We start from the raw sequence: 22,596 nt of genomic DNA on the forward strand, positions 1-22,596 counted from the left end.
GTCGGCCGCGTAGCCCAGGTAGAGCCGGAGCGTGCCGCCGTACGTGGTCGACGTCTTGAAGCTCACCCACAGCCTGGTCCAGGCCGAGTTTCCGGTCGGGTCGAAAATCGGCGTACTCGTGCCGCGGAGGATGTTCGTGCCGTCGTTGGCGAAAAGCGTGATGGGTGCCTCGCCGGCCATCGGTAGGACGTAGATCGACGCCGTGTAGACGGTGTTGGGCTTGAGCCGGTCGACGAGGGCCGGCTGGGCGGTCTGGGAGATGACGCCGGTGCGCGGGCTAGTGCCGTTGATCAGGGTGGCCGTGGGCACGGTCGTGATGCTGTACTGCGACGCGTTGCCGACGATGCCGCCCCCGCTGGCCAGGGTCAAGGTGGAGGTCACCGAGGCGTCCTTCTCCTGGCCCCAGCCCCAGAGGGAATTCTGGAAGCTGGGATTTTTCGCGTAGTTCACGCGGGTCGCCCGCACCTTGATGATCAACTGGCGCGGGGGCTGCCAGGCCCTTGCCGGTGAGGCTCCGCCGCTCTTGGTGGCCAGCGTCGAGGGCACCCACAAGCGGTGCTCGTCGGTGTAGAACTGCACGCGCGAGGCGCCGCCCGAGGTGACGCGGGGGACGACGGCGGCCCATGCGGCGGTGGCGTCCATGGTGTGAGTGGCGGTGGCCTGCTGCCACTTGTAGCCGCCGGCCGACGTCACGGTGTCGCCGGCCGCGAAGGTCCCGAGGAGGTTGAAATTCGCGTCGAAGCGCAGGACGGCGCAGCGGATGCCCAGGCCGGCCGTTTCCGTCGCGACGGAGATCTGCGCTTGGTAGGTGACTCCAGGCTCGACGCGAACCAGCGCGGCTTGCAGGGGCTCCAGGGTGAGGGAGGCGGGGGCCGGAACGGGAATGCCGCCCGATACTCCGGTCCCGTTGGGGTTGTCCGGCGTTCCCTCGCCGGGGAGGAACGTCCTGTATTTGACGTCCGCGTACGTCTGCCGCTTGGCCGTCAGATTCGGGTAGCTGCCGAACTGGGCCACGGCCTCATACGAGTTATCGGCCGGCGGGCTCTGGTAGACGAACTTCCCCGAGTACTCGCCGCACGAGGTGTACTCGTTGGTGCGGACGTACGTCATGTACGCCGTTTCGCCGCCGCCACCGACCGGCGTGAACATCAGCCGTCCCTCGTACGAGGACTGCTCCAAGTCGAAGAGATTGCTGCCGAACTGGCTGGTGTCGGCGTCGATGCCTGGCGGTGTCTTCTCGAACTGCGCGTAGGCGATCTGCTGTGTCTCCCCGACGGCCATGGCGGAGGACGTGATGCCAAGGCGGGCGTAATCGAACACACCGTAAATGGCACCCACAGGGCCGGGGCTGTAGAAGGAATTGCGAGACTCGACGGTCAGGGACAGGCGACGCCAGGTGTTCGTCGGATCGGTGCCGCCCAGGCGAATCGTGGCCGAGGTGGGGTAGCTGAAGGCCGGGTCGGAATAGACGGAGGGTCCGTACGGCACGACCGTGAAGTCCGTGAAGGCGCCAGGGAAGTCGGAGTACGTCAGCGCGAGGGTCCCGTTGCCCACGCTGCTTCCGGCCTTCATGGCGATCTGGGTGATGAGTCGCAGAGCCGGCGTAAAGGAGCCCGTGCTGGACGTCGTACCGTCCAGGATGACGGGGATAGCGACGGTCATGTTCGGACCCTTTCGAGCAAGCCGTACCCGAGCGCCGTGTTGTTTCGGGTGTCAGAGACGCTGGCGAGCGTGCGCCAGCCGGACCAAGCGCGGGCCTCGACGAGGATGTCCCCAGACCGGTTGCGAACGCGCATGCGTTCGCCGTAGGAGATGGGCGTCCAGGTCGCCACCGACGTGACGTTGACCGCGGTAACGGTGCCGCCGGAGACGGTGACGGTCGTGTACGTCAGCCGGTCACGCGAGGCGAGCCAGTAGGCGGAGGCGCTGTACCGGAAGACCAGGCCGTGCTCCATCGTGGCCACGCTTCCGTCTGGCGCGGACATGAAAGTCACATAAGCCTGCTCGCCCTGCTGTCCTGCGGGCGCAGAGGCGTACACCCAATCCCGCTGGAAAAACAGGACGCGGCCGGCCTGGCGTTCCAAGGTGGAGGCGGAGTTCCAGGCCGTGGGACGTACGACGCCGCGGCCGTTGGCCCAGGTGCCCCGGGCAGTGACCCAGGGGATGGGAACTCCGTGGGTGCCTGCTGCCGGAACTGTCCAGCCGGCGGGGGCGCTGCCGGTGGACTGCGGGTAGGTGGGGGTGGTTTCGAACCTGTCGAACTGGAGCTGGGCGTCGGTCTGGATGAAGCCCAGTCCGCCGTAAGTACCGCTGGAGTTGTACCAGTTGATAAACAGGCGCACGTCTTCGCCGGTCGCCGTCGAACTGCGGTTGTGGTACAGGGAATAGGTGTAGCGCTGGATATTTAGGCCGCACCAACGCCACCACAGGTTGTCGGTGTTGTACCCGGTCGGAAAGATGCCGAGCGAAGGGCGTGCGGCCTCGTACAGATGCCCGCGCCAGGAGATCCGGGCGCCCTTCCGATAGGACCGGGTGGCTGACCATGACACGACTTTCGGCGTGTAGACCGAGTCGGCCAGGATGCGGCTGGGTTCGGGTGAGGTGTTGGACTTGTAGGGGGTGAAGCGCCACTTGGCGGGGTTGAGGTCAGGCTGCCGGCCCACGCTCTGTGTCAAGGCGACGTACACCGGTGCCGTGGCCCAACCCAGCGGATTCCAAGTGACCGCCTGGCCCGGGTAGTAGGTTTCCGCAGCGTTCCAGGCGCTGGTGCGGACAGGGCCGGAGAGGAATACTTCGCGGGTGCCGGCACTGCTGAGGGCGGTGTAGTTCAGGCTGTTTCCGCTGCCGGGGCTGCTCGTGCCTACCGCGGCGCCTTGGGGGGAGACCCACCAGTCGGGCGTGGCCGTGGAAGTGACGTCCGGGTTGATGGTGCCGCCGGGAATGCTGAGGTTCCACGAGCCATAGCCAGCAGTGAGCGGATTCCACTCCGTCTGGGTGTCCTTGAGGGTGTTGGGCGTGATGGCCTGCCAGTAAGTGGCGGACTGGGCGTGGCCGGTGGGTGTGACGTTCAGGTTGACGCCGGTGCCCTGGATGAGCAGGTAGGAGATGGTGATGTCGTAACCCTTGGACAGGGCGTTTTTCCCGGTGCTGGTCAGGGTGAGGGTGTTGCCGGTCGCGGTAAGGGTGAAAGTGCCGACGACCGCGACGGGCACCTGCTGTCGCGAGGAGCTGTACAGGTCGATGGGGGTCATGCCGCCGTCGACCCCGTTGACCTTCGCGCTGATGATGCCGCCGACGGGGTCCGCGATCAGGACGGCGAGGACTGTGTAGCTGCCGGCCGCTGGCGCGGCGAATGTGTACGTGAGGGTGTCGCCGGCCGCAGCGCCGCTGAGGCGGACGTAGCCGGGGTAGGGGTCGGCGACCTGGTCGGGGTCCTTTGCGATCGTGCCGGTACCCGTTCGGGCCGGGTTGGACGATGTATAGGACAGGTAGACCGACTCGCGGCGGGGTGTGCCGATGGCCGCGTACAGGGTGCCGTTGTAGGTGACGATGTCCGAGTAGAGCTGGGACCCGACGGTGGTGTAGTAGACCTTGTCCCGCTGCCAGTCGGGGTACGTGGGGCTGGTGAAGGCGGCTTCGTCCGAGTCGTGCAGCTCGTTGTAGCCGATCAGGACGTCCGAGTCCCAGCCAGTAAGGGCCTTGACCAGCTTCTGGGTGGACTCCACGCTGCCGCGGTCACGTTGGATCAGTGCTGCGTTCGCCACGTAGGAGCGGCGTAGCTCCGGCAGTGCCGGCATGCGGTCGTTGATTCCCAACTCGTGGGAGCGCAGCATGAGTTGGCGGTCGGTGCAGCGCATGACGTCGTTGATGCGGAGCAACTGGTCGTGCTCGCATTTGATGACGTCAAAGAAGTACCCGAAGATCCGGCAGAATCGCAGGAGTTGCTCGTTCACCGGGATGCTCGAAGCTGTGCTTTCGACCACGTCGACCTTGTACGGGCGGGGGATGTGGTCGTAGAGAAGCTCGCTGTGGGTGAAGTCCTTTACGGCCAGGCCGACGCAGCCTCCGCACCGGTGCCACGTCTCCGTCATGCCGGTGAGGGTCCAGCTCCCCGGGTTGGTGTCCGGCTGGAGGCCCGTCGTGTTGGCGGAGGCCACGTACACCTTGCCGCTGTAGGTGGCGAGGTCGCCGGGGTAGTAGGCGGTGGCGGAGTCGTAGACGTCGGGGGCTGTGCTGACGAAAACGGCGTAGTAGTAGACCCGGCCGGGGACCACGGTGTCGTCGAGGTAGCGGTTCGTGGGGTCGCCGCTGCCGCCGCCAACTCCTGCTGGACTTTCGAGGATTACCCAGCCGTCGTCCTCTGTCTCCGGGATGCCGTACGAGTTGCGGACCAGGCGCAGCCGGCTCCAGGACTTCACGCCCGCAAGGATCTGGCTGGAGTTCGCCTGGATAGGGGTCTCCCACGAGACCTCCAAGGCGCCGTACCCGCGCTGTTCGGCGGACATCGCGGATTCGAAGGAAACGAAAAGGGGTGCCCCGTAGAGAGTCTTGGCGTAGATATCGAGTTCGTAGACGCCCATCGTTACCTCACGTCAGGTCGCGTACGAACGACACGGAAATGTTGCAGTTTGCGTCCACGGTGTTGTCGCTCGCACCGTGCTGGCTCACCTGAACCTGAATGGGTACGCCCTTGTTCCAACGCCCCTGCCAGGACAGGTTGATGCGGTGGCGAATCCAGGTCTGCGTCTCAATGAGACTGTCCTGGCCGGCGATTTCCTGAGTGCCACGCATCAGCCGGACGTGAACGAAGTGCAGGTCGTTGGCCTTTCGGACTGTGGAGTCAGCCCAGACGTTCACCGAGACGTCCCAGAATCCGGTGAGCGGAGCGTAGATGTTTGAGCCGCCCTGGTACATCTTGTTGGGGTCGAACTCGGCCGCGCCCCACTTGAACGGCACCCACTTGCCCTCGCCGGCTGGGACCTTCATGCCCGGGGCCCTGATGACGGCCGCGGCCGGCTTGAAAGGCTTGCTCTGCCCGGACTGCCCTGCCAGGAGCTGCGTCATGAGGGTCAGCCACGTCATCTGCTGCTGCATCGCCTTGAGACGGTCGGCGACCGAGGAAAACGTCTTGGAAGCACCGAAGTTGCTGACGGGCGCCGGGGTCTTGACGGTCATCGTGCCGGTCTTCGGCGGCCAAGTCGGGCTCCCGGCCGGTACCCAGCCGGGCCAGACGTGCGGATTGGCGCCCACCGTGCGCTCGACGGCCGCCATCTCGTTCTGCAAGTCATTGACGTGGGCAGCCCAGATGACGTCGACGTTGTCAGTCTTCGGTGTGAACGACCGCACCGACATGGGATATACAGCGGGCATGGTGCGGGCTCCTATACTCCGCCGCTGGCGGTGATCACGATGTTGCCGACGATCGGGATTTCGTTATCGCGGCATACGACGTCGGCCGTGCCGCTCTGCGTCAGATCGGAGCGCGCCATCATCTGAATGACAGCCCAGTCCACTCCCGGGACTTCCTGAATGGCCCGGTAGAGGTGCGAAATGGAGACACGTGAACCGAACGTGGTCTCCGGCGGGGTGAACACCCTCTGAATGGCCTGCTGGACCGCGAGTCTCACCGTGTCGCGTCGGTAGCGCGGCTGCACCGAAATGAGGACCGGCAGCGTGCCGGAGCCGATGTTCACCGGGACCAGTGTGCCGTTGACGACATTGACGACCACCCCGGAAAGGGAGCGGGCCTGCACGTACTGGGCGACCGCGTCCCGCTGCCCTTCACTCGGCAGGATGTTGTTCGGACCGACGATGAAGATGGTCACCGCGCTGGCCGAACGGACTACCGCACGGGCATCTGCCACGCCGGCGACCGTCAGGGCAAGGTCGGCGTAATCCGTGGAGCTGACCGCCCGGCCTTGGGCGCGGAAAACGCGCGGCGCGTTAATCCGGATCTGGTCGATGGTCTCCTCGTCGGCACCGCCGGCCATCGGGGAGGACCCGGCGACCACCACCCCGGGAACCGACTCGGAGAGATCCGAGACGGACCCCTGCGGCACGTTGCCGTACGAGCCACCACCGGTCCGGTAAGCGGCTGCAATGGTCAGTCCAGTCGCCGGCACGGCGCCGTTCACCCCGTCGCCGAAGGTGACCTGCGTGACGCCCCGGTCGTCGGTTGTCGCAGTGAAAATCAGGTCGGACTCGCGGGTCAGGAGGAAGTCGTCGACCCGCGTCCACTCTGTGCCGCCCACGCCGTCGTCCACGAAGACCCTCACCGTGTCGAGCAGCACGGGGGCCTGGGCGAGCGTGAATGTCTGCGACTTAGTGCCGTCGCTGCTGCCGATGTCCTCCACCCGTACGGTCGTCGCCGGCTGCCCCGACGTCGAGGCGTACAGAGCCAGCGTCCGGTCGCCCTGCGTGGCACCCTCAGCGACCAGCGCGACGACCTGGGGCACAGGCGTGGTGTACGCCGGCACGATGACGTCCGCAGTCGTCTCGTACGTGATCGGCCGGTCAAGCGAAGCGATGTACGAGGTGATGACCTGGGTACCGGCCGGCAGGGTGACCGGGGAGGTCAGTCCGGGCGCCGGGCTGAACGCCACCTGACCGGCAGCAGGGATCGCGGTGTGCGGCTGGTACCCGAGCTGCTGCGCGATAGCGATGACCGAGGAACGCTGGGTCGCCGTGGCCAGAAAGCCCTCGTCCACGATGCGGTCCTGGTAGAACGACACGATGTCGCCGAGGTACGAAAACAGCTCGACCATGACGACGCCGAAATCCGCCGGGGACCGGGACGTCCATTCGGGAAGCACCTGCTGTGCGTAGGCCAGCAGTGCGTCGCGGTAGCCCGTGAAATCGCGCGACGTGTAGTCGATACTCGCTACCGACCCGCTGTCGACTGCCACCAGGCACACTTCCTCTCGGTCCCCGCCAGCGGGATCGAGTTAGAAATGTGTGCCGGCTGATATTCGGATTCTACGGTTTTAGGCGACGCTTCGTTAATGGCCTACCCGCTGGCTGCAACCACGGTGCCGCCTACGAGGACCCCCACGGTTCGCGTGGTGTCCAGCTCGGCGTTCGGCACGTCGGACCGCGAGACCTGGACATTGACCCGTACCGACCCCGCTTCGTCGTCGACATCGGCGGTCACAGCAGATACCACGGCGCTCGGCTCGAACGCCCCTACGGCGTCGATGACCGCGCGCTCAAGCTGTGCGTGAGCCGCGTCCGCGTTGACCGAGAACAGCGCGGCGCTCGTCGCCACCCCGTATGTGCCCCGCATGACCCGCTCACCAGGCTGCGTGCCCACCAGGGCATGAACGCGGTCCAGGAGCTGCTCGCGCTGGTCGGTGGTGGAGGCCACTGCCCCGGTGTGGTCGATGGCGAACGGTGTAGTCATCGCCAGGCTGACGGAGGTGTCCACGGGTCCAGTTGCCTGAATGACCGGTGGGGTCTCCTGCTGCGCCACGGTGAGTGGGACCTGGGCCGCGGCCCGCTTGATGGCGTCTGCGAAGGAGAAGAACGCCGGCAGCCGGTTGGCCGGGTTGCTCACGGACGCCGACGACAGGTCACCGTCGGCGTAGAAGCTCTTGCGCAGGGAGCGAGTGAGGTCGACCTGGACGCCGGCGCGCAGGCGCGTCTTGTTGACGATGTTCTGCGGGTCGCTGCCCTCGAAGCGCAGGGGCGGGGTGTCTACGATGAAGCCCGAGACAGTCAGCTCCTGACTGACCAGGGCCACCAGGACGTCGTCGAGCCCGGAGATGTAGGCGACCTCCTCGCTCTCTCGCTGGTCCTCCACTCCGCGGAAGCTGACGGCGCGCGAGCTGTTGCCGACGTTGACCTGGCAGAACGGCTCGTCGAATGTGGTCGCCGACAGACTGAGGGTGGCGGCGGTGAGGTCACTGAGGGCCTCGAAGGAGTAGTACGCGCCGGTACCGCCGGCGCAGTACACCGCGAGCTGGGAGGTGGGCGGCTCCATTGCCCCACCGTGAATGGCGATGTAGACCAGGTAGTCACCGGTGCCGTACCGGTTTTTGATGTCGTAGTCGATGCCCAGGGTTTTTGCAGCCGCGAGACTGCGGAAATAGGGGTACGTAGTCACGGCTGCTCCTCAGATAATCCGGGCTCGGATACCGGTCAGCGACATGTCGTAGGTGGGGGCTGCGCCGCCCGGGAAAAGTGCCGTCAGATCGCCGTTGGTTTCCATGGTGATCCGCGCTGCCGGGGTGTCGTGCTGGCCCACAGGGATGACGACGATCCACTTGTTGTCGAACGAGGCGCTGGAGCTGGCCCCCTCCGTTCGGTACACGGCCGTCACGGTGTACGTCGTCCCGGGGGTCATCCCGGTGATTTGGCGCGAGTTCGAGACGGAGTTGTTGTCAGGGCCCTGCGATTCGGCGGAACGGTTGTCGTCACCGTCAGCGAGGATTGTAGAACCCTGAAGAACTCGGACGCCCATCAGACAGCGGCCGGTGTCGGTGGTGTTCTGCATAAAGGCACCAAAAATCACTGTGGCCTGTCCTGATGCAGCGGAGACGAAGCTGGTGCTCGGCCCGTTGGCGTCGGTTACATACGTGGTGCTCGTTGTCGACGTTGTGGTTCGGTACTCGCCGTAGGCGTTCACCGAGTTGTACGCATTGCGATAGATCGTGGCAGTGGTCGCGCGGTGCCGCTCGATGGGGCGCGCACCCAGGGGCAGACTGGCGAACTTCACTGTGCTCCCCGTCGCGATGGTGCCGGTTGCTTCCACTGATCCGGACAGTTCGACCATGCCGTCCGCGGTGCTCCGGTAGAGCGGGGTGCCGGCGGATGACGCCACCCATCCGGACTCCAGCGCCAGTGGCGTCCAGGGCGAGACGCTCTGCTGGGGCCAGTAGAGGGGGTAATTCAGGTCCCCGCCCTCAAAGGCGACGGAGACCTGGTCCCCGGGCACGACGGTGCCGAAGGAGACCGGCTCGGCCCACCCGGAAACGGCCGTCCCGGTGACCTGTGGAATGCGCAGCCGTACGCGGCGCCGGTTCTGGGGGTCGTTGGTGGCGATGACGATGCCGGCGTACACCCCGAACGTGCTCACGTCATCCCTCCCGTGTACGCGGCCCGCCAGCGCCCGGAGACCAGGACCGTGGGGGCCGCGGACTTCGGCCGGCTCTGGACGCCCAGCGAGAGGCCGCGGACGTCGTCGCGACCCACCACGAGCGTCGTGGTGTACGTGGACTTCTGCGGGTACACCGGATTGATCCACAACTTGTGGACGGCCGAGCGAACCATCCACAGGCCCGTGTTCGCGTCTCCGATGCCGGCACCATGCAGCTCGACCACGGCCCCGGGCTTCAGCCGCGGATCGCCATTGACCACGGCACGGGCTTCCACCCACAGCCAGTCGGCCTCCGCGCCCAAGAGCCGCTGAGACTGCGCGTAGGAGTCCGCCGGCCGCATGCTGTACTGGGAGGTCAGCAGCGGGTCGACGGCCCGCCCCTGCACGGTGGTGCGGTCCTGGGTGAAGGCGCTCTCGGTCAGGACGTTGGAGACGCGGTTGTAGGCGGTCGTCTCGTAGCGGGCGCGCAGGCCGCCGGCCGGATCGGTGTCACCCACCACGGCGCTGAACTCCCGCAGAGTGTCGATGGAGCCGGGGGTCTTACGCTGCCAGAAGACCGGCCAGGTCCCGTCCGGGCTCTGCATGACCGTGCGCCGGGCCACGAACCACAGGGACGTGTTGTCGCAGTAGAGCCGGTAGCCGCTGCGGTCGGCGAGGTCGTTGAGGTACTGCCAGTCGCTGCTCGCCTGGGTGCTCTGCTCCCAGACGTACGAGGTCGCATCCACATGGGGCTGGAGGTTGTACTGCCGGGCGATCTGGCGGGCCGCGGCCGAGGCCGTCGTACCGGCCCAGGTCCGGTTGCGGCGCGTCTGCATCGGCATGCTTGCCCCGGTCAGCGTGTACACCACCGGTACCTGCACAGCGTGCCCGAATCGGGGGTCCGTCTCGCTGCCCACCACACGGGACGAGGCGACGTACCCGTACCAGTCGGCGGAGTCGTCCGCGTACCAGCCGAAACGGAGGTGCACGGGGGTGTTCTCCGACCACACCGACCCGGCTGGCGTCCGCCATGCCTGCGAGGGGAAAGCGGGGTTGTAGGTGTGCATCACGGTCAGCTCGACGACCTGGTGGGCGCCCTCATCCTGGTAGACGTCCACGCTGGACAACCAGGCGCCCCGCTCCAGCCCAGGCGTTCGGCAGAGCAGGTGGGGCCGGTAGACCTTACGCCACGCCACGGGGCACCAAAATCTGCTGGCCGGCCTGCACCTGGCTCCAGTCGAGAATGCTCGGGTTGGCCTCCGCGAACATCCACCAGGAGGACTCCGACCCGTAATACCGCGAGGCGACGTCGTCCACGCGCTCGTCGGTACGCCAGCGGTAGTCGGTCACGCGCAGTGTCTGTGCAGTGGGCCGGCGAGGCATGACGGCGAGCTGGAGCTTGCCATTGCGGTCGGGGACCAGTGCGGTCTCATTGCGCAGGTAGCGCGAGGTGATGTCGATGGCCATGCCGCCTCCTAAACCCATCCGACGGTGGACATGAGCTGCATGCTGATACTGACCGCGCACCGGACGGGGGTCATTCGCTGCGTGAAATGCGTGTAGGAAATGTCGACGCTGGCGAGATAGCCGAAGTAAGACATGCGGGACATGTTCGGGAGCTTGTCGGCGAAGCGGTGGCGAGCCTGGTTGAAGTGAACCCACACGGGGTTCATCTGCATGATTCCGACGACGTCACCGACCTCGGTGCTGGCCGCGTCGCTTGCCGTCGCCGAGGTCCACACCTGCTGCTTCATGTTGATGCCGACGAGGTTGTACAGGACGTGAATGTCCGCCATGACGCCGTAGGTGCCCTCGACCGTGTTGAACTGGCTCGGGTCACTCATCTCGTAGCTACGGTCGAACAGCAGGGAGAACGTCAGAGTGCCGCCGGCCGCGGTGAGCGGTGTGCCGGTGTCCTGGTCGGAACGGGTGTAGGCCGGCATGACCTGGTTGGCCGCGTCGAGGGAGTGGCTCACCTGCACCGTGGAGGGGTTGTACAGGAAATTGAGCATGTAGAAGCGGCCGGTCTGCCCCTTCGGGAACGCCGTGACCATGTACCCACGGATCAATCCGTAGTTGGTGCCGGCCGTCTCCCCGGGCAGGTACGACGGGATGTTCTGGATTCGGTTGTCGAAAGTGTTCTCGTAGATCCCCGCGCCGGGCGTTGTGACCGCGTCTTTCTTTTTCTTGTCGGCCATCACCAGCCTCCCATCAGGGACTTGATTCGGTCGTCGGCCGCGATGTGGGAGACGAAAGCCTGGGCAGCGCTCTTGGCGCCTTCCGCGGTGGCTGTCGGCATCTGTACGACGACACTGCCTGCGCCGAACTGCAAGGTGACGGAGCCGGTCGAGCCCGAGGAGTTTGAGCCTTGCCCCGGAGAGGGCGTAATGCCTTGGTTGAGGAGCGCCTGGCGCACGGTGTGGGCCGTGTTGCGCTCCAGCACCATTTCGCCGCCGTGCAACTTGGCGTCGAGGCCCTCGCCCGCCTGGCCGGGCACGTCCCACGCGCCCTCCTTGTACCAGTGGGGGTTGTGGGAGTTCCAGAAGCTCAGGGCCTTTTGCGGGCTGCCGTACCGGCCCTTGATGTACTTCAGGCCCCACGCGATCTGCGTGCGGGGGTTCGTCTTCCAGTCCGAGCCCTCGGACGCCATTTTCGATCCGGGCAGCGACTGGGGAATTCCGTACGCGTCCGACCAGGGGTTGTCCGCCCACCACCGCCAGCCCGACTCGTTCGTCCACAGCTTGTACAGGGCGGACCACTGGCCACCGGTCCAGCCGTAGTCGGCGGCCATCTCCTTGCCGGCCTTGACGCTCTCCTTCACGTTCTTCGGTGCGTCAGTGCCTGCGTTGCTCTTGCCGGTGTCGGTGTTACCGACGTCGGCCTCTTCGTTCAAAGTGGCCTGCGGGGTGCGGCTGACGGCCTGGGCACTGCCTCCGCCGCCGGTGAGCGCGGCAGCGAGGGCGTCGACTTCCTCCGTGGACCCGTAAGCACCGGAGACGGTGAAACCACCGCCGGTGGAGCCGCTGTCCGTGGTCGGGTCCTTGCTCTCTCCGGAGAGGGTCTCGGAAGCTGCCACGCCGCCGGACATCACCCGGCGGGCCCGCTGGAACTTCGAGTACATCGGGCCCTCGACGACGCCCCTGCCCGGGTTGGCGGCTTCGATCACCTTGCCGCCGCCGGCGTAGAGGCCGACGTGGCTCAAGTCCTTGTAGAAGACGAGGTCGCCGGTCCGTACTTCGTCGATCGGGATTTCGACGCCGGAGTTGATCTGGTCGTATGTGACGCGGGGGAGTTTCACGCCGGCCTTGCCGAAAGCCTGCTGCATCAGGGAGGAGCAGTCCCAGGCGTCGGGCCCGTTTGCGCCCAGGATGTAGCGGTCGCCGACCTGCGCGCGGGCGAAGGAGATGGCCGCGGAGATTCCACCGCCGGTGGTGCCGGCCTTGTCGGACTTCTTACTGCTACCGCCCTGCTTGGACTGCGGGGTTCCGGAGTCACCGCCGAAGAGGCCGGTGACGCCTTTCCACGCCGACTTGGCCCAGGACGATTGGTCGGTGCCCTCGCCCGCATCTCCGAAGAGAAAGTTCGGGCCCGAGTTCCAGCCCGACTTGAGGCCCGTGCCAGCGGAGCCCCAGAAACCGCCGCCCTTGGCACCGCCCGCGATCTTGCCGATGGTGTCGGCGAGCGGTTCGAGTGTCTTCTGGAGCAGCGAGTGGATGTCCGCGAGGGTGTTCGCCGACGCTTTGGCCGCGTCCAGGAATGACGCGGTCCCGGGGAGGTGGCCTTCTCGGTCCAAGCCCTGGAGGTAGCGCTGAGAATCCTGGTAGGAGTCGCCGACGCTCGGCGCGTATTTCTTGATCTTGTCGCGGGCCGTTTCTCCGGCGTCGTCACGTCGGCCGGCGTCCTCGATGACCTTCAACGCATCCTCGGAGGACAGCCCCTTCAGGCCGCTCTTTTTGCCCGGGTTCACCAGGTCGCGCAACAATTCCGTTTGGTTGCGCATCGCCTCCGCGCTCTGACCACTGAGCCCAGCCGTGCGGGCGTAGTTGGCCATGGACATGGACAGCGACCCGCCCTGCGCGAGCTGCGCCTGGAGCTGGCTGCCGGTGAGGCTGCTGAACTTGCCGGCGTTGACTCGCTGCGCGAGCGAGAGCGCCATGGCGGCCGAGGAGTTCTGGACGCCCCCGGCAAACCGGGTCGGGGCCAGGCCGAACATCTGACTCGCGTAAAAAGCCTGCGCCGTCCCAAGTTCCTGCTGCATCTGGGCCGCGCCCTGAATACCGAGCCCGGGAGTAACGAACGCAGCCGATGAGGCGCGTCGCATCTGAGGGGCGTACTGGTTGAGCGGGGACTGCTGGAGAATGGCGCTTGCCCCGCTGACTGCGTCCTCACCGGAGGTGCCCCACATGGTGGTGCCGTAGCGCTTCATCTCCCGCCCGTAGGCCATTGCGCGACGGCCCGAGGAGCCCTCGAAGTCGGGTCGCATGAGAGAGAAGCGGCGCTCGAACTGACCCCACATCTCCTCCTGCCCGCCCGAGTAGTACGAGCGGGCAGCACCCACAACGGCTCCGCCGACCTGGCCAGCCATCGCGACGCGGTTCATCGTCGTCTGCGTGCGCTGCTGGGCCTGCATCCGGCTCATGTCGGACTGCATCTGCGCCATGGCCGAGGAGTGCGCGCCCTCCTGGTGCGACCATTCCCGGCGGGTGCGGGACTGGCTGCTGTTGAAGAGGATCGCCTGCTCGTCGAGACGGTCCTGGGCCTCCTGCCTCTGCCAGGCAGGCAGGCGCATGTTGGACGCTGTGCGAGTGCCTACGCGCAACTGCCTGTCCCACTGGAGCTGCTGACGCTCCAACTCGTCCTGCATGCGCTGACGGGCCACGTTGTGCGCGTCGTACGACTGCGTGTAGCGCTGCTGTGTTCGGCCGAGCTGGTCCCCCGTGCGCTGCGCCTGGCCGCCGTTCGGTGCCTGCCAGCCCATCGTGGACAGGCCGGCCGTGCTCGCGAAACGGTTCGTGAACGTGGTAAAAGCCCGGGTCAACCCGTCGATCTGCTGGCCGAGGTTATTTGCGCCAAAGAGACGTCCGCCGCCCGGGTTTGGTGTGGGCGGGCCTGGCGGCGTGGGGGGAGTTGTCACTTACTGCCTCCTCTCGATTTCCCAGGCGGCGCACACGAGCCAGTGGTGGCGTTCACGGATGGACAGCGACTTGATCTCGCTCAGGGACCAGCCGGAGTGGAAGCGGGCGAGGATCTCGAACTGGGTGAAGGCCCGCGCGTAGTCACAGTCCGCGAAACATGACCGCCAGGCTGATGGGCAAGGGGACCTCCTCTCCGCACGTCTCGTGCGTGAAGGTGAAGTCGGCGAGCCGGGGGCCGGGCTGGCGGTCTACGAGGAACTGGAGGATGGTCTGCCGGTCGGCCATGTTGAGGCTCTGGGCCGGAGGCCGGCGCACCTCGGACCCGTCGGCCTGGACCAGGCGCACGACACAGCGGGAGAGGATGACCGAGTCCTGCTTGGCCCGGTTGTTGCGGACGCTGAAGACCTGTTCCTGGTCCTCGCCGGTGGGCATGCGGACTACGGCTGTGGCCCCCTTGCGCAGCGGCACGTCGTACTCGGCCTGCTCGGGGTCGTCGAGGTGGACGAAGGGGATGGCAGCGAGCGGCACCGTGAGATCGACCAGCTCGCCGCAGTGGGTGCACGGCAGCCGCTCGAAGTCGAGGGTGTCTCCGAACGTTGCGCGCCTGATCGCCATGATGAGCAGCTCGCGGTCGCCGATGAGCAGTTCACCGGCGAGCTTGCGGGTCATGGGCTCGCTGCCGACGCTGACGACGCCCCTTGTCAGAAGGGTCTCGACGACCTTCTGGGGGGCACTGCCTGCGCCGGCCGCGGCGATGGCTTCCTCGTCGTAGCCGTTGAGTTCACGTACCTCCGCGTCGCGGTACCAGGTGCCGTCCCGGAAGATCCCGCGTTCGAGGGTGACTTGAGTTTCCCCGGGGTCGTCGATGTGCGGCCGGACGGACTCGCGGTCCTCCTTGAGGAGGGCCTGAGTCGCGGCGTGAGCCTCTTCGGGGGTTTCCAGGCCGCTGATGGCCTTGTCGCCGAAGTTCTCGAATGCGGGGAGCGCAATAGGCTCGGTCATGTGTCGTCCTTGAGTGGTGGTTCGAATTACGGCAGCGAAATACCGGCGCCGGGCCCGTACTTGCTGGCGATCTTGAAGTCCCAGCCTTCGTGGGCGAGGGTGATCTGCTGGAGTTCGATTCCGTTGGCGCCGGCGTCGAGATCGCCGAATGCAACGGAGGTCGGCCAGCAGTTGTAGACCCGCCAGCCCGCCTTATAGGTGACGGTCTGAGTGGTGACGGGGTGGTCGAGCAGGAAAATGTCCATCGTGGCCCTGAAGTTGTACGAGCCGTTGTTTCCGCCCGTCCCCTGCATCACCTGGAAGATCTGCCGCAGCCAGGCGTGAATGTCCGAGTCGCCACAGATCAGCCCTCTTGAGAGAGTGATGGGCGCGAAGTCCGATTGGCCCGGCATCTTCTGAGTTGTCGTGTTCATGCCGCCCTGCCTGTAAACCACCACGTCAGTGGTGATGGACAGGCCGGAGACGCTCATGAATCCGAGCTGATTGGACCGCTTGGAGCTGTCCAACGTGGACCCTGCGAGGTGGATCTTTACTTGGAACTTGAAGTTCCTCAGAGGGTCCGTGCTGAGCTGTGCCAGGGACGGCTTCTGCGTCGTGGTCGTGGTCGCCATGCTTCACCTCTCAATTCCCGGTTCGAAGGGCCGCCGGAATGAACAGAATTGAGAGGCGGGCTAGTTGGACCGTCAGAACGTTTCCGTCTGGGTCGCGGAGTCAGTCGACGCGGAAACGCCGCCCTGGTACTGGCTGATCTCAATGACGATGAACTCGGCCGGCGACGCGAGAGCGACGCCTACCGCGATGTGAATTTCACCCAGCGCCACCGTGCCCGGCGTGTTGTTGGTCTCGTCGCAGACCACGAAATACGCCTGACTCGGCACGGTCGACTGAAGCTGTCCGGCCTGGGTCAGCGAGAGGAGCTGCTGGTCGACCAGGGCCGCAAGCGTCTGCCACAGGTCCGGCCCATTGGGCTCGAAAATTGCGAAACGAGTGACGTCTTCGAGCAGGTTCTCCAGGTAGATGAGCATGCGCCGAACGCTGATGTACCGGTCGGGCATTCCCTTCTTCAACGTCCGGGCGCCCATGACGCAGTACCCGGCCTGCGGCACCGGCCGGATGATGTTCACCCCGGAGTCGTTGAGCCTGTCGAGCTGAGTGTTCGTGAAGAGGTGCTCGACTCCCACCGCGCCGACGAGGTGGTACGCGACACCGGCCGGGCTGCGGTTGGGACCCACGGCCGCATCCGCCTGTGCGTACTGGCCCATGACGGCGCCGGCCGGCGGCAGCATGCGCGTGGAGGACACCGACGAGCCGGCCGGGTCAGCGACCTGGAGCCAGGGCCCGTACGCCGCAGCGTAGGAGGACGCCGGCGCGTAGCCGCTGACCGTCTCGACGAGCTTCGTCGCCGCGGTCTCGCTGTCGATCGGTGAGGGCTGGCGGGGTGTGTCGAGGACCAGGAAGGCGCCGCGCCTGCTTTCCGCCCAAGAGATGGCCGCGTTGATCTGGGTGGACGCCGGGAGGTGGTCCGTCATGCTGGTGTTGCCGCAGAGGTTGACCAGCAGCACGTCCGCGACGGAGGCGAACTGGTCGCTGAGCTGCTGGGCCAGGTTCACGGCCTGGACACCGTCGGTGCCGGTGGCCAGAGGAGCGTCCGCCAGGTACTCGGGGAGCCAGGAGGCGTCGGGGGTCATGCCGGTACCGGGAGTCACCGACGTCGGCGGCAGGAGGTTGGCCACGGTCACGTAGTTCGAGCCGGCCTTGGCCGAGTTGACCAGACCGACGACGTAACGCGGGTCAGCCGGATTGAGGGACAGATCCTGCCACGTCTCGACGAGCTGGGCGGAGCCGGTGCCGCCGTACTTCACGAACAGGTGGAAACGGCCGGCGTTCCAGCTCGGGGTGGTGGTGACGTAGATGGCGTTGCCGTAGGCACCCCGGCCCTTGGCGCTGATCTGGAGCGCGTCCTGGTTCGTGTAGCCCGCAGCCGTGGAGAACTCCGCCGGCAGGTCCATCGGAGAGCCCGCTGTGCCGCCCTTGTAAGGCGTGATCTGGACCTCATAGGTCGTGTCCGGTGCCAGGTCGGTGAACGCGGCCTGAGGCTTGCCGGTCTCCGGCTGAGCGACCCAGAGCTGCTTGTTGAAGGAGCCCTCGTCGGGGTTGGTCACGACGACCTCGTACGCGTCCACGCTGGACAGCGGGGTGACCGCGGTCCATTCGATCATGAACGCCGTCTGCTCCGGATTGGCCGTCACCGGCTCCTCCGGAGTGACGAGCTGCACGCCCGTGGCCTTACCGGTCGGAGCGGTGCCGGCCCCCGTCGGCGCGGTGCCGTCAGGGGTCGCCGTGATGGTCTCGGTCGGCGGCACCGGCTGGTTCTGAACCACCAGACGGGATGCGGTCGAGTCGGTGGGCGTGGCCCGCAGAATCCACGCGGTCTGCCCGCCGTTCGAGAAGTAGCTGTAGACCTGGAAGGGCAGATAGTTCAACCCGTTCCCGAAGCCGTTGTAGAGCGACACGAACTGCTCCCAGCTCGTCACCTTCATCGGCGTAGACGGGCCGGAGTCATGGGTGCCGACGAACGCGGCCACTGCCAGACCCGGGGGACTGACTTGCTGTGGGAGCGGCTTGAGAGTCTCCGAGATATAGACCCCGGGCCGCCGGTAGGGGAATGTGGTGGGCGTGGTCATGGGGTATCAGCCTCCGCGGGGGTGACCACCTGCGTGGGGTCCAGCTCGACGGTGTGCCCCTCATCGAAAAAGCGCTTATCGAGCCAACTGATGAGGACTCGCTGCGCAGGTGTGAGGGTCTGAATGTCGGAGAGGAAGAGTTCGCTGGAAATGCGGATCACCCAGGAGGCGATGAAAAGCCGCTTGCCCTGCTCGTCCTTCGACTCGCTGTACTCCGGGCCGCCGAGCAGGTCGAGCCGGCGCACGGTCCCGTCCTCGCCGATTGGCAAATAGCCGAAGCGAGCGGGAAGGAAGTGGAATCCCGACATGGCGCCCGTCATCTCGATGAGATGTGTCTCTTTCCGCGCGTAGGCGTCGATCTGGTAGTCGACGTTCAGCGGGATAGGCATCTGGGCCGTGTAGGGCGATTGCGCGGGGTCCGTCATGTCGGCCCACGGCTCGTAGTTTTCCGGGGCGTAGTGAAGGCGGACGTACCCGCGGTGCTCCCTGTCCTCGTCCCGGGAAATCCGGGAGTGGGAAATGAGCACCAGGGGATAGACAGCGTCCGCAAGCTCGTACTCGGGGTTGCGGTACCGCACGGTGACCTTACGGCCGGCACCGGAGGTGGCGTCATGCACCATCAGACCCTGAAACTTCTGCTTCAGGGCCTTATCTTCGTTCAGAAGAAAGGGCACGGTGGCACTCCGGTATGGGCGGTTGTAGATCGCCCCACCAGAATGCTCGGCACCATTTGCGACCAGTTAATGGGCGCTGGCTCAGAAGATGCCGATGATCTTCAGGATGACCAGCACGAGAAGCACGATGAGCACCAGGCCCACGATCTGCGAGACAGTCATGATCGGTTCCCTTCGGGATGGACCGGGCCCGCCGCCCCCGAGACGGCAGGCCCTGGCAGTCCTGCTACTGGTTCGGGCTGCCCTCGCCGCCCGGCTGCGTCTGAGCACCCTGGCCGCCCTGGGGGCCCTGCGGCCCACGAGCGCCGTCCCCGCGCCCGCGCCGACCACGGCCGCGGCGGTCCTCGTCGTCGTCCTCGTCGGCGGAGTCATCGCCGTCCGGGTTCTCCGGGGCGAAGGCCGCGCCGCCCTCGGCGTAGCGGTAGCCCTCACCCAGCGCGGTGCTCTCCAGGAGGAGCTTGTTGCCCTCCGGCACCGAGTACTGCGACGGGTCCTCCAGCTCGATCGGGCCGTACTTGATCGTCATGTCGATGCCGTCGGCGTCCACGAGCACATAGCGGGCCATGAGTGACCTCCTCAGAGAAATGGCATGGGTTGATCGCAAAAGGATCTGAGGACGAGCGTGGCACGGGGTCTTAACGGCCAGTTAATCCCTAGAACCAGGCGGTTTCGGACCACGCCTTCACTGGTTTCGTGACCCAGGCAGTGCCGTTCCAGACCTTGAGGGGTTTCTGGACCCAGGCGCTGCCGCTCCACACCTTCACCACGGTCGTGGGCACTGTGTTGATGTTGTCGACTTCGGCCGGGACGGCGATGCTTCCCGCGTCCGCGTACCCCTCGAAATTCGTGCGCAGTGTCCCGAACTTCAGCCACTGCGGGGTCGTCATACTGCGGCGCACGGTCCACGTGGACGCGTTCGGGCTGGTTTCCCAGTAAAAGGTGCCGCCTGCTTCACGGAATCGGAACCAGCGGTGAGCCACCGGGTCATAAGGCACCGTCGTCGGAGACGCGTCCCAGTAGCCGACGGCGTTTTCAAAGACCAGCGTCTGATTCCAGACGACCCACTTGAACCGCACGAACGTCCCGTTGTCCACCGGGCCCAGAATCAGCGACGAGAACGTGGTGTTGTTGCCGCCTGTGGGGATTTTGACGATCTCCCCGTAGTGAGCTGAGCCGGTGACCTCATAGGCGGCGTTCGCCATCAAGCCCGCGAATTGCTCGTTGGCCTGCACTGATGCACGGTGCCAAGCCTCGTTCCAGAACGTGTCGCCCCAGTACACGAACCGCGAGCTAATGCCGGTGGTGAACTTGTCGACGATTTCGGCTGTCGGCACGGAGAACAGGCCGTCGGCGCCGGAAAATTCAACCCAGCCAGGATTGGTGGTGACAGCCGCGGACGCGTTTGCCAGATCCGTCGTCCCAGTGGCTCCGTAGTAGGCGGTGCCCGTGTACGAGGTCGTGACGGTATTCGTGGCCTGGTAGCCGAATTCGAGCACGACCCGGTCGCCGGTCTGGAGAGCCACGGGCCCGAGGGCCTGGCCCGTGGCCGCACCGCCAGAGGCCGTCGTCGGCCAGTTCGACGAGCCCTGCCAGTTATCGAGCAGAGTGCCCCGCACGGTGTCACTGTCTCCGGCTGTGACGTACATGTGCACCCGCGTGACGAACGCGGCGGCCGTGGCCGAGGCGACGCGCCCAACACAGAAGTCCACCGTGCCGGAGAGCGTCCCAGCCTTTCGTGCCGGCGGGCTGACCCACCGCCCCAGCAGGACACTGTTCTGCGCCAGGGATGTTTCCGCCACTGCGGACGTGGACGAGGCGCCGGCCGGCTGGCGGCCGAGCAGCCCAGCCACAGTGGATGTCGCGTTGGTCCAGGCACCGCGCTTGGTCGCCGGCGTGTACGGCGCGGCGGAGGAGGTGAGCCAGAAGCGGGTGGCCATGCTGCCTCAGTTCGTGTCGATCCACACGTCCCCGATGGCGGGACCTGTGGGAGCGGTGACGCCGACCGTGATTTTCGGAACGTTGATCTGTGCCGCGGGCACCTTGGCGTCGGCACCAAGGCCCGCCACGCCGTTGGCCGTGCCGACCTTGTCGGACGACACGACGTTGCCACCCGTCGCGGGCACTGTCTGCGGGGCGAGCTGGCGCGCGACCATCAGCCCACCACCGTGACCCGGAACGTGTCGGCCGCGTAGGAGGCCGCGGTCGTGACGCTGACGGTGTTGGCGTCGACCACCACGAACTTGGCACCCACCAGTTCGCCGCTGCTGATCTCCTTCAGCGACGGCTCCGCGAGGTCCACGGTGTTCAGGCTGTGCGTGATGTTCAGTGGTGTGCCGCCGGTCAGGGCGCCGACGTTCGCGCTGTACTTGCCGACCGTCCCGAGCGCCGTGCGGGCGCCGGCCGCAGTCGTCGCGCCCGTGCCGCCCTTGGCTACGGTGACCAGGCCGACGGTCAGGCCGCCCGCGCTCTTGGAGAGGGTGGCGTCGGCCAGCTCCAGCGAGAAGGTCGTGCCCGACAGCTCCAGGCCCTGGCCGTCGGCGGTGTATGTCTGGCCGCCGGAGGAGTACAGCACCCACGTCTGGGTCCATGCGCCAGGGGCCCCGGAGGGGGTCGCCGTCTGGATGTACTGGGTGCCGGCCGCGGCGCCCTCGGACACTGCCACCAGCGTGCCGTCGAGGATCTCCCCGGTAGCGTCGGCGTCGCTTCGGCGGGTGGCCGGCTGCCCGGACCCCGGGTAGGTGTAGATGCCGTTCTGGGTGCCGGTCGTCTGGGCCGCCGCCAGGAACGAGTTGCCGGCGGCCATGGTGACGCCGTCGATGGCGGCTGGCAGGGTCGACAGGTTGATGTTCGAGGTGGCGACGACCCGCACCGGGTCCTTGACGGCGATACCGGCCCGCAAGTTGTCGGCGTACTGCTTCGTCACCAGGTCTGTTGGGGCCGTCGGGTCCGCGCCGTTGGTGGCGCGCTGACCGCCCAGCGAAACGGCGGCCGTCGGAGCGGCGAACTGGTCGAGCCGGTACGCCTGCACCACCGCGGCGAGGTCGCTGATGGTGCTCGCCGGCTGCGTGCCGGTGTGGTCGCTGCGGCTCAGCGGGTCCTTCCACACCGAGGCGTTCCAGAACTTCACCGTGTGGTTGACGGTGTCGGTCCACATCTGCCCCTCAACAGGAGCCGTGGGCGCGGAACTTGACGCCTCCGGCACCAGGCCCTGGACGGGCAATTTGTTGAGCTTTACCGGGAACCGGAAATCGGTAGTGGCCATCGGGCGCTCCTAATGCAGTACTGCCGAGCCGGTCTCCGCGAACGCGAAACGGACCAGCACGGTGGTGGGGGTGGGATATTCGACGGAGCCGCCGATTTCTCGACCCGAGACGTCATAGACGCTCACGGCCGGCCGGTACGGCATGGTGTGCGGGATCGTCCACTCCGCGAGCGCGGAGGTCTGGGTGTACTCCTGCGGGCGCGGCGCGACCCGGGCTTCGAGTGCGTCGAGCTGCTCGCTGGTGACCTCGCCGGGCTCACCCTGGTCACCCTTGGCGCCCTGCGGGCCGGCGACCGGCAGGTAGTTGCCCGCGTAGGGCGAGACGGGAGCGATGTCCGCCAGGTCGACCGGGCCGGTGCCGCCCGGCAGCATGATGTGGAAGATCCGCGGGTGGACGCCCTTGAGCTTCTCCGTCACCTGGTAGGACCACCGCGACGGCGACATGCCAGGGACGTCGGTGGGGATCAGGTCGACCTCGAAGGCGCCCGTGGAGTCGAGCGTGACTTTCGCGGCCGTCGTAGAAATGACATCCGAGGCCGGCAGCGTCAGAACCGACGGCGGCGCGAACGACACGGTGCCAGCCAGCGGAGTCTTGTCAGGAGCCAGGTAGCGGCCCCTGAGCCGGACGGTCGGCACTTCAGGAGGAGTAAGGGTCATCGCTCGCGCCTTCCTCCGGAGGGATCACCGTCTGGGCCATCAGCTCCGGCGTGACGGCGGGAAGCTCGGTGGGGTCGGTGAGGTACTGCGCGAACGCGGGGTCGTTGAC

19 protein-coding genes are annotated in these 22,596 nt (G+C 66.5%); all 19 read right to left on the minus strand.

Going from position 1 to position 22,596, the window contains the following annotated elements; genetic code table 11:
* Positions 1-1,662: hypothetical protein (locus tag ABZ281_RS05175; protein WP_356652253.1), on the minus strand; the 1,662-nt coding region annotated here is incomplete at its 3' end.
* Positions 1,659-4,580: a hypothetical protein gene (locus ABZ281_RS05180; protein WP_356652255.1), complete on the minus strand. Its 2,922-nt coding sequence runs from the start codon at positions 4,578-4,580 to the stop codon at positions 1,659-1,661. The genes ABZ281_RS05180 and ABZ281_RS05175, both read right to left, overlap by 4 nt.
* A 7-nt stretch (positions 4,581-4,587) precedes the next feature.
* Positions 4,588-5,370, minus strand: coding sequence for a hypothetical protein (locus ABZ281_RS05185; RefSeq protein ID WP_356652257.1), 783 nt, complete (start codon positions 5,368-5,370; stop codon positions 4,588-4,590).
* 11 nt (positions 5,371-5,381) lie between these two features.
* Entirely contained in the window at positions 5,382-6,905 is a 1,524-nt protein-coding gene (locus ABZ281_RS05190) for a baseplate J/gp47 family protein (RefSeq protein WP_356652260.1), read from the minus strand.
* Between the two features lie 101 nt (positions 6,906-7,006).
* The gene (locus ABZ281_RS05195) at positions 7,007-8,101 is read right to left on the minus strand and encodes a poly-gamma-glutamate hydrolase family protein (protein ID WP_356652262.1); all 1,095 of its coding nucleotides are present in this window, start codon (positions 8,099-8,101) and stop codon (positions 7,007-7,009) included.
* A gap of 9 nt (positions 8,102-8,110) precedes the next feature.
* Entirely contained in the window at positions 8,111-9,058 is a 948-nt protein-coding gene (locus ABZ281_RS05200; protein WP_356652264.1) for a phage baseplate assembly protein V, read from the minus strand.
* A gap of 11 nt (positions 9,059-9,069) precedes the next feature.
* On the minus strand, positions 9,070-10,269 hold the full coding sequence (locus tag ABZ281_RS05205; RefSeq protein WP_356652266.1) for a hypothetical protein: 1,200 nt from the start codon (positions 10,267-10,269) through the stop codon (positions 9,070-9,072).
* Positions 10,256-10,540, minus strand: a complete 285-nt coding sequence (locus tag ABZ281_RS05210; RefSeq protein ID WP_356652268.1) for a hypothetical protein — start codon at positions 10,538-10,540, stop codon at positions 10,256-10,258. Before ABZ281_RS05210 ends, ABZ281_RS05205 begins: the two co-directional genes overlap by 14 nt.
* An 8-nt stretch (positions 10,541-10,548) precedes the next feature.
* Positions 10,549-11,271 (minus strand): hypothetical protein, encoded by a 723-nt coding sequence (locus tag ABZ281_RS05215; protein WP_356652270.1) that lies wholly within the window; start codon positions 11,269-11,271, stop codon positions 10,549-10,551.
* Complete coding sequence (locus ABZ281_RS05220) at positions 11,271-14,207, minus strand: C40 family peptidase (protein WP_356652272.1); 2,937 nt, start codon at positions 14,205-14,207, stop codon at positions 11,271-11,273. The genes ABZ281_RS05215 and ABZ281_RS05220 overlap by 1 nt, the downstream gene beginning before the upstream one ends.
* A 142-nt stretch (positions 14,208-14,349) precedes the next feature.
* Positions 14,350-15,210 carry a hypothetical protein gene (locus tag ABZ281_RS05225; RefSeq protein WP_356652274.1) on the minus strand — a complete coding sequence of 287 codons (861 nt, stop codon included), beginning with the start codon at positions 15,208-15,210 and terminating at the stop codon, positions 14,350-14,352.
* Positions 15,211-15,236: 26 nt separating this feature from the next.
* Entirely contained in the window at positions 15,237-15,821 is a 585-nt protein-coding gene (locus ABZ281_RS05230) for a phage tail protein (RefSeq protein WP_356652276.1), read from the minus strand.
* Positions 15,822-15,893: 72 nt separating this feature from the next.
* Positions 15,894-17,894, minus strand: a complete 2,001-nt coding sequence (locus tag ABZ281_RS05235; protein ID WP_356652278.1) for a phage tail sheath subtilisin-like domain-containing protein — start codon at positions 17,892-17,894, stop codon at positions 15,894-15,896.
* Positions 17,891-18,568: a hypothetical protein gene (locus tag ABZ281_RS05240; protein WP_356652280.1), complete on the minus strand. Its 678-nt coding sequence runs from the start codon at positions 18,566-18,568 to the stop codon at positions 17,891-17,893. Before ABZ281_RS05240 ends, ABZ281_RS05235 begins: the two co-directional genes overlap by 4 nt.
* 226 nt (positions 18,569-18,794) lie before the next feature.
* Complete coding sequence (locus tag ABZ281_RS05245; RefSeq protein ID WP_356652282.1) at positions 18,795-19,133, minus strand: hypothetical protein; 339 nt, start codon at positions 19,131-19,133, stop codon at positions 18,795-18,797.
* 88 nt (positions 19,134-19,221) lie between these two features.
* Entirely contained in the window at positions 19,222-20,505 is a 1,284-nt protein-coding gene (locus ABZ281_RS05250; RefSeq protein WP_356652284.1) for a hypothetical protein, read from the minus strand.
* Between the two features lie 6 nt (positions 20,506-20,511).
* Entirely contained in the window at positions 20,512-20,721 is a 210-nt protein-coding gene (locus tag ABZ281_RS05255) for a hypothetical protein (RefSeq protein ID WP_356652286.1), read from the minus strand.
* Positions 20,721-21,830 (minus strand): hypothetical protein, encoded by a 1,110-nt coding sequence (locus ABZ281_RS05260; RefSeq protein WP_356652288.1) that lies wholly within the window; start codon positions 21,828-21,830, stop codon positions 20,721-20,723. Before ABZ281_RS05260 ends, ABZ281_RS05255 begins: the two co-directional genes overlap by 1 nt.
* 9 nt (positions 21,831-21,839) lie before the next feature.
* On the minus strand, positions 21,840-22,487 hold the full coding sequence (locus ABZ281_RS05265) for a hypothetical protein (RefSeq protein ID WP_356652290.1): 648 nt from the start codon (positions 22,485-22,487) through the stop codon (positions 21,840-21,842).
* Positions 22,488-22,596: the final 109 nt, after the last annotated feature.

It is taken from the genome of Streptomyces sp. NPDC006265, from assembly GCF_040613555.1.
Lineage (GTDB): Bacteria > Actinomycetota > Actinomycetes > Streptomycetales > Streptomycetaceae > Streptomyces.